The organism is Microcoleus sp. bin38.metabat.b11b12b14.051 (assembly GCF_013299165.1).
Lineage (GTDB): Bacteria > Cyanobacteriota > Cyanobacteriia > Cyanobacteriales > Microcoleaceae > Microcoleus.
Map to the genome: position 1 here is coordinate 1 of NZ_JAAFKD010000061.1, position 7,278 is coordinate 7,278.

Annotated in this window: 5 protein-coding genes and 1 tRNA gene; 3 read left to right on the forward strand and 3 right to left on the reverse strand. The window is 46.4% G+C overall.

Features of this window, described 5'->3' with window-relative positions:
- Nucleotides 1–574: 574 nt before the first annotated feature.
- The gene (gene cofG, locus QZW47_RS29925; RefSeq protein WP_293136347.1) at nt 575–1,540 is read left to right on the forward strand and encodes a 7,8-didemethyl-8-hydroxy-5-deazariboflavin synthase subunit CofG; all 966 of its coding nucleotides are present in this window, start codon (nt 575–577) and stop codon (nt 1,538–1,540) included.
- Nucleotides 1,541–1,659: 119 nt separating this feature from the next.
- Here cofG and QZW47_RS29930 read toward each other — a convergent pair whose 3' ends face one another.
- The 3 genes from QZW47_RS29930 to cpdA all read right to left on the reverse strand — a co-directional run bounded on the left by QZW47_RS29930 (nt 1,660) and on the right by cpdA (nt 5,489).
- Nucleotides 1,660–2,436, reverse strand: coding sequence for an SDR family NAD(P)-dependent oxidoreductase (locus tag QZW47_RS29930; RefSeq protein ID WP_293136350.1), 777 nt, complete (start codon nt 2,434–2,436; stop codon nt 1,660–1,662).
- A gap of 200 nt (nt 2,437–2,636) precedes the next feature.
- Complete coding sequence (locus tag QZW47_RS29935) at nt 2,637–4,115, reverse strand: alpha-amylase (RefSeq protein WP_293136364.1); 1,479 nt, start codon at nt 4,113–4,115, stop codon at nt 2,637–2,639.
- Between the two features lie 594 nt (nt 4,116–4,709).
- On the reverse strand, nt 4,710–5,489 hold the full coding sequence (gene cpdA, locus QZW47_RS29940; RefSeq protein WP_293136383.1) for a 3',5'-cyclic-AMP phosphodiesterase: 780 nt from the start codon (nt 5,487–5,489) through the stop codon (nt 4,710–4,712).
- A 168-nt stretch (nt 5,490–5,657) separates the two neighbouring features.
- Here cpdA and QZW47_RS29945 point away from each other — a divergent pair.
- A tRNA-Cys gene (locus QZW47_RS29945) sits at nt 5,658–5,728 on the forward strand.
- 124 nt (nt 5,729–5,852) lie between these two features.
- Nucleotides 5,853–6,914 carry a site-specific recombinase gene (locus QZW47_RS29950; RefSeq protein WP_293136386.1) on the forward strand — a complete coding sequence of 354 codons (1,062 nt, stop codon included), beginning with the start codon at nt 5,853–5,855 and terminating at the stop codon, nt 6,912–6,914.
- Nucleotides 6,915–7,278: the final 364 nt, after the last annotated feature.

A 7,278-nucleotide genomic window follows, 5' to 3' on the forward strand; every position in this document is an offset into this window, starting at 1 on the left:
CAGTTGCAAAACTGCGACCAAAGGTTGGCGCTTTCGCGCTGCTGTAAGGTGGCTGTCATGTGTTTATGATTGCTTTATTTGGTTTTCAATGTTCGTGACGGCTTTGTGTTCCGCCATGTAAATAAACATAAACCTTTTATTTCAGTTTGTAAAGGGGTATTAAGCACAGTTTTTCTGATAATTGTCATAAGCATAGATTATATAAAGCTGTAGAGCTTATCAAGTAAGGGTTTCAATACTGAGTTCTGAATTTGGAGAGGTTTCTACGAACAAAGTAATGTTCATAATTTAGCTGGGTGAGGAGATTCGGGACTGGCGCGAGTGTTAAGATAGATGAAGGAGCGCGATCGTCAACCCCAAAACTCCCACAGACAGATACATATAGAAGTTCGAGTTCTCATATGAGGTATTGACCAGCTCGATCCCTCAATCCCTGAATCGTTGTGCTGAGCTCTCGTCGCTCCGGGCCAATCTAAAATCTCAAATCTCAAATCTCAAATCTCAACCTGTACCTCACATGAGTGAGAAAGGCTATATATAGTTGCGTAAGTTCGATCGATCCAAATCCCAAGGAATGTCCCGCACCGTCACCTACAGCCCTGCTTATACCCTGGTTCCCACCTACGAGTGTTACAACCGCTGCACCTATTGCAATTTTCGAGCCGAACCTCTGCAAAGTCCTTGGCTGTCACTTGCAGAAGCCCAAAAACAGCTCAAATTACTCCAAACTCAACGTGTCATTGAAATTCTGATTCTCAGCGGCGAGGTACATCCGCAGAGTCAGCGGCGCAAAGCTTGGTTTCAGCGGATTTACGATTTGTGCGAACTGGCGCTTAGTCTCGGATTTTTGCCGCATACTAATGTGGGGCCGCTCAGTTTTGAGGAGATGGCACAGTTAAAACAGGTGAATGTGTCCATGGGGCTGATGGTAGAACAGCTTTCCCCCGATTTGTTACAAACGGTTCACAAACACGCACCGAGTAAAGTACCGGCGCTGCGGCTGCAACAGTTAGAATGGGCTGGGGAATTGCAGATTCCGTTTACAACTGGTTTGCTGCTGGGAATTGGGGAAACTGAGGCGGATTGGATTGAGACTCTGGAGGCGATCGCCCGGATTCATTCGCGTTACAATCACATTCAAGAAGTTATCTTGCAGCCCCACAGTCCCGGAAACAAGCAAAGCTGGGACGGCGAAGTTTTTGATCCTACAAAAATGCCACAAGTAATTGCGATCGCCCGCAGCATTTTACCATCTGAAATCTCGCTGCAAATTCCGCCGAATTTAGTTGCACAGCCCGAAATATTGCTAGCTTGTTTAGAAGCAGGTGCGAGAGATTTAGGCGGAATTGGGCCGCTGGATGAAGTTAATCCAGATTATCCTCATTTGCAACACCAAACCTTAACACAAATTTTAGCAGCAGCCGGATGGCAACTCGTGCAGCGTTTGCCTGTTTATCCTCACTACGATAACTGGCTGCCGCAGAGGTTGCAAACTGCTGTCAAAGAATGGAGAGTTGCGTGGAATATTGATAAAATATGAATTCTCCCAAGGTTCGTAGTGAGGACTTTAGTCCGCATCCAAATTTGCGGACTAAAGTCCTCACTACGAACCTAAAATAGCATTTTTATGTAAGAATATGTTTGCCGATTATATCTATTTTAAGTCAAAGAACCGCCGCCATCAATCCAGACTTCAGTACCTGTGATAAAGCTGGAAGCATCGGATACCAGAAATAACACTAATTGGGCGATTTCTTCGCTGGAACCTGCTGTATTATCAGTCAAAGGAATCATATCTTTAATACAATCAGGCGGGACAGGAATGCGATCGAGATGGCGCTTAACGGTGCTTTGATTAATGGCAGTCAGCACCCCACCCGGACAGATTGCATTTACTCTGATGTGGCTGGGTGCAAGTTCTAGGGCCAGCATTTTTGCGAAAGCTACTTGGGCTGCTTTACTGCAAGCGTAAGCTGTGGCACCCACTTTCCTAAAGCTTCTGGTGCCGTTAATCGATGATGTAATGACGATGGAACCTCCTTGTTTTTTGAGATAAGGAACAGCATATTTAACAGTCAAAAAAGTTCCAGTGAGGTTAGTGTTAATTGTCCGATCCCATTCATCGCGTTCTATCTCTTCTATCGGCGACCAGATGCCGTTAATCCCCGCATTAGCGAACACAATATCAATTCTTTGATATTCGTCAAAAATTGTTTCAAATGCCTCTTGCATATGCTCACAATCTGCCACATCTGCGGCAATTGCCAGCCCGCTGCCTCCTTCACTGATTAACTGGCGGACGGTTTCTTGTGCTGTTTCTAAAGTGCGATCGATAATTGCAACTTTTGCGCCTTCTTCGGCCATTAAGATTGCTGCTGCACGTCCAATTCCCGACCCGCCGCCCGTAATCACGGCAACTTTTTCTGCAAGTTTCATAATTTTTTATTTAAATATTTTTGCGGCGCGATCGCCTAAAAACATAACTATAGAGAGAGGACTGAAGTCCTCACTACGAACAGACTTTAGTCATCAAAAATAGCAAAGTAAAAAGTGGTTTGATGTGCTCATCATAGCGGTAAGGTGCGCGCTGCGCACCTTACTTCAGATAGAGAATTCTATCAAGATTCAGGTCATGCTTAGGACTGAGGAACCCAGACAGAAACTGAACCGGCGTTGCATCGAAAATCCGCCCAACCATCGTCATTAGTTGCGATCGGTTCTTTGATGTGTTCGGTGATGTCAATATAAGTTCGATTCGGCTGTCCGACTTCCATAAACTTACTGCCATCGCCTCCGTTACTCAGTACCACAGCCATGCCGCCCGGATGCTCTTCATCTCCGAGTCGCGTCCAGCCAAGGGTGTTAGCATGATCGAAGTAATCGTACTGATTCCCGTAGGAATAAGTTTGGCGCGCGAACAACATTTTATCGAGAATCGCTTGATGTTTGTCTAACCAAATCTCGTATTCGTTGCCATCATTTGCTGTATCCTTATAGTTAGCGCCGTAATAATCCGGGTAAAAAATGCACGGATATCCTTCGCTGCGTAGCAGGATTAAAGCGTAGGCTAAGGGTTTAAACCAAGCCTCGACAACTGATTCTAGAGATTGCAAAGGCTGGGAATCGTGGTTGTCAACCAAAGTAACTGCGAGAGTTGGTTGCTGTTGGACGAGGGTGTTATCAAAAATTGTCCGCAAGTCATAGCTGTTCCCGGCCTTGCTAGCAGCGTAGAAGTTGTAGTGGAGAGGTGCGTCAAATAAGGATACTTTACCGTCCGTTGCTTGGATGAAGTAGTGCAAAGCTTCTACTTCGTAAGACCAATATTCGCCGACGGCAAATAGGTCGCGTTTGGCATAGTTGCGGACGTGTTCCAACCATTCTTGGAAAAATTCTGCTGCTACGTGTTTAACAGCATCGAAGCGAAACCCGTCAACGTTTGTTGTATCGACATACCACTCGCCCCAGTATTTTAATTCGCCGGTGACTTCTGGGTTGTCCATATCTAAGTCGCAACCCATGAGGTAGTCAAAGTTGCCCTTTTCTAAGTCTACTCCTCGATCGAATTCTTTGCCTTTTAGCAGGTAAACGGCATGGGAATCACTGTTGTAAACGTTGTAATCAATGGCGTCGAAATGCCACCAATGCCACTCCATGCTAGAATATTTTTGACCGCGGCCTGGGAAAGTAAAATGCGTCCAAGCTTTGATTTTTTGATATTCGCCTACGGTGTCATTCCGGTTGTCGGGATTGAAGGGTGTGGCTTCGGCTTCTTCTTCTGCATCTGCACCTAATTTGTGGTTGAAGACAACATCGGCATAAATCATGATTCCTGCATCATGTGCAGCTTTAATTGCGCGCAAATATTCATCTTTTGTGCCGTATTTTGTGCGTACCGATCCTTTTTGGTCGAATTCGCCTAAGTCGAATATGTCGTAAACGCCGTAACCTACATCCATCCCGCCGCCGGTTCCTTTATAGGCGGGCGGCAACCACAAGGATGTAACACCTATTTTTGCTAAATCTTTTGCAGATTCGGCTAGCTGATTCCACAGACTCCCATCAGCGGGGTTGTACCAGTGGAAATACTGCATCATGACGCCATTGGCTTGAGACATATTGAGTTTCTCCTGTTTTGTAAAGTTGTCAGATATATTTTTGTTAGTTGCCGATGCACTCTAAATATGCCTGCAATCTACGGTCAATACTTATCATAAAATGTTAACATGAATAATAATATCTATCGGTTGATAGATTTACAGTTGAGTATATTTTTGGTATGAGTATTTTTAACAGATGTAATCCAGTAAAAAATGTGTTCTATGATTTTTGAATTTCGGTTCAGAAACCTGCTTAATATTGTTTTGGTTTGAAGCTACACAATTGCATTGGTTTGTAGTGATGACTTGACTTATATGATTTTTGATGCGGACTGAAGTCCTCACTACGAACCAATTTGATGGGGACTGAAGTCCTCACTACAAACCAATTTGATGCGGACTGAAGTCCTCACTACGAACCAATTTGATGGGGACTGAAGTCCTCACTACAAACCAATTTGATGCGGACTGAAGTCCTCACTACGAACCAATTTGATGGGGACTGAAGTCCTCACTACGAACCAATTTGATGGGGACTGAAGTCCTCACTACGAACCTGGTGGATGATTTTGAGATTTGTCGATCGCACAATCACATCTTGACTAGAAATTATTAAGCTGTTGCAGGTTCTGCGGCTGCTCGCTCAATTCTAGTTTCCCAAGTACCATCGATCGCCAATTCGATCGATCTAAATCCGGGCCCGATGGTGTCGAGGACAATCCCAGAGGTTTTGGGTAACAGTTGGATGCAGGTACTCGGCGTACCCAAGTAGGAAACTAAGCCTCGCTGTTGCTGAAATTCTTGGTGAATGTGTCCACAGAGGACGATTTTGATTTGAGGGTATCGATCGACAATTGCGAAAAATTCATCGGCATTGTGCAGCATCATGCTGTCCATGATCTCACAGTTGATCGCCAGCGGATGATGGTGCAAAGCAATCATAACAGAGCGATCGCCCGTTTGTTGCAGTTGATAGTCGAGCCACTGCAAGCTGTCTGGGGAAAGCCGCCCGCCGTCGCATCCGGCTTCCACACTCGAAAGCAGTAGAAACTCCCAGTTTCCCAGCATCCACGATTTTTCTGGGGAAATTGGTGGCCGATTTAAGATTTCTGTCATAACTGGGATGTTGTCGTGGTTTCCCGGTATCCAGTAGGCGGGAATTCCCAAGGGGGCGATGAGGGAGACGAGGCGCTGGTAAGATTCGGGTGTTTCGTCTTGGGATAAGTCGCCTGTCAGCAGCAGTAAGTCGGGCTGCGGCTGTATCTGTTGCAGGCGATCGAGAACTGCTTGCAGGGTGCGGGCTGTTGAGATTCCTTTCCATTGTCGATCGATCTCTGCAAACAGGTGAGTGTCGGTGATTTGGGCGACTCGGAGGGGAGAATCTGGTGTCATGGCTGGTGTTGCGGGCGAAGCGAAGCGGAGGGGATCGAGCTATTTCTAGATTAGCCTGAGATGGGGTCGTGGGGGCGATCGAAAACAGGTGCGGAAAATTTTTGGCAGGTATGTTGAAATAATCAGGATTTAGTGTATTATCATATAGCGTCAATTTTCAGACGTAACGGCGGCATAGCCAAGTGGTAAGGCAGAGGTCTGCAAAACCTCCACCCCCAGTTCAAATCTGGGTGCCGCCTTTATTTTCATGCGCTTTTCAAGGTCTAAAACAACGGATTTGTAGGGTTTTAGGGATTGTAACAGAGTGTGTATCACATACAGTCAACTACAATCAAACACAGAAATTAGTCCAGTTTTAGTCCAATGGAAAATCAAGCAAGTCAGGCAAGGTTGAATCAGGCTAATGGAAGATTGAGGGCGGCGAAGATAGGTGTTCGGATTGAGGAAAGAGGCGATCGCCTTTCTCTACGGGCTACCTTGCCCTCCAAGACTGGCGGCGCTAGTTGCCAACAGCGAATCGCGCTAGGCATTCACTCGAATATTGCAGGAATCTCTCTGGCTGAAAAGGAAGCTCGAAAACTGGCGCTACTGATAGACTCCAAGGAGTTTACATGGGATTTGTACGCCACTGAGGAGAATTTCCAGGCGATCGCCAATTGGATACAAAAATTTGAAGAGTCGAAGCGCCAGACGGTTTCAGTCACTACATGGAAAACCGATTATGCGCGACCATTTGGAGTGTTGCCTGCTGACCAACCGATCGCCCTTGATACGTTGCTAAGTGCGATCGCTAAAACCAAACCTAACACCCGTCAGCGTCGCCGATTTTGCTTAGCGTTTCGCCAGCTCGCGCAATTCGCGGGGCTGGAGATTGACGTTGACGACTTGATTGGAAACTACTCGCCAGCTCGCGTTCTACCCAGGGATCTGCCGACGGATGATGTGATAGCCGATTGCTTCGATAAGATTGAAAATCCTCAGTGGCAATGGATTTATGGCGTGATAGCAGCTTACGGGCTTCGCGACCATGAAGCCTTTTATCTTGATATGTCGAAGTTTCCGATCGCCCAAGTGCTCGAAGGCAAAACCGGGTATCGCCAATGCTGGCCATTGTGGCCGGAGTGGGCCGAAAAATGGCAGCTTGCAGATATTAAGCAGCCGAATGTAACGGGCGTAGAACACGCAGATTTTGGCGCGAGAGTTTGCAAGTTTTTTGCGCGATCGCCTGCGACGTTCCATGCCTATGATTTGCGCCACGCTTGGGCAATTCGCGCTGTTCGCCTCGGGTTGGATGCGTCGCTCGCAGCTAAACAGATGGGGCATAGTTTAGCTGTCCATAGTAAGACTTACCATCTCGCGCTAAACGAGCGGGAACAGCAGCGAGCCTACGATCATTTACTGACACGTGGCAGTGAAAAAGTCTGAGAAATCGGAATTTTCGGGGTTATGATCGTTTTTGCTCGTTTTTGTTATTCCTTCTCCCGGTTTGTTTAGGGATTTGCGCGTGGTCTGGATCTTCCTCTTTCTTGAAAAAAAAGAAGATTCATAAGAGAAACTTATTGTCTAGAATTTCTGGCGAGCTGTTTTCAAGCAATAATCCACCCTTATCAATCGAGACCTGAATACGGTTCCTTCGCCGTCTGGCCGAGACCAATCGGTGATTTAGTAGGTACACATTGCAGTGTGGTTTCCACCAGTCCCCGTGCATGGAAACTAATCCGTCTTGAAGGCACAGCTTAGGTGATGAAAACTCCTGAAGCTGTGGCAACTTCTCTACAAGTTGTCGGCT

Coding starts and splice junctions, on each gene's coding strand:
- cofG (WP_293136347.1), top strand. CDS start 575: ATGTCCCGCACCGTCACCTACAGCCCTGCTTATACCCTGGTTCCCACC.
- QZW47_RS29930 (WP_293136350.1), bottom strand. CDS start 2,436: ATGAAACTTGCAGAAAAAGTTGCCGTGATTACGGGCGGCGGGTCGGGA.
- QZW47_RS29935 (WP_293136364.1), bottom strand. CDS start 4,115: ATGTCTCAAGCCAATGGCGTCATGATGCAGTATTTCCACTGGTACAAC.
- cpdA (WP_293136383.1), bottom strand. CDS start 5,489: ATGACACCAGATTCTCCCCTCCGAGTCGCCCAAATCACCGACACTCAC.
- QZW47_RS29950 (WP_293136386.1), top strand. CDS start 5,853: ATGGAAAATCAAGCAAGTCAGGCAAGGTTGAATCAGGCTAATGGAAGA.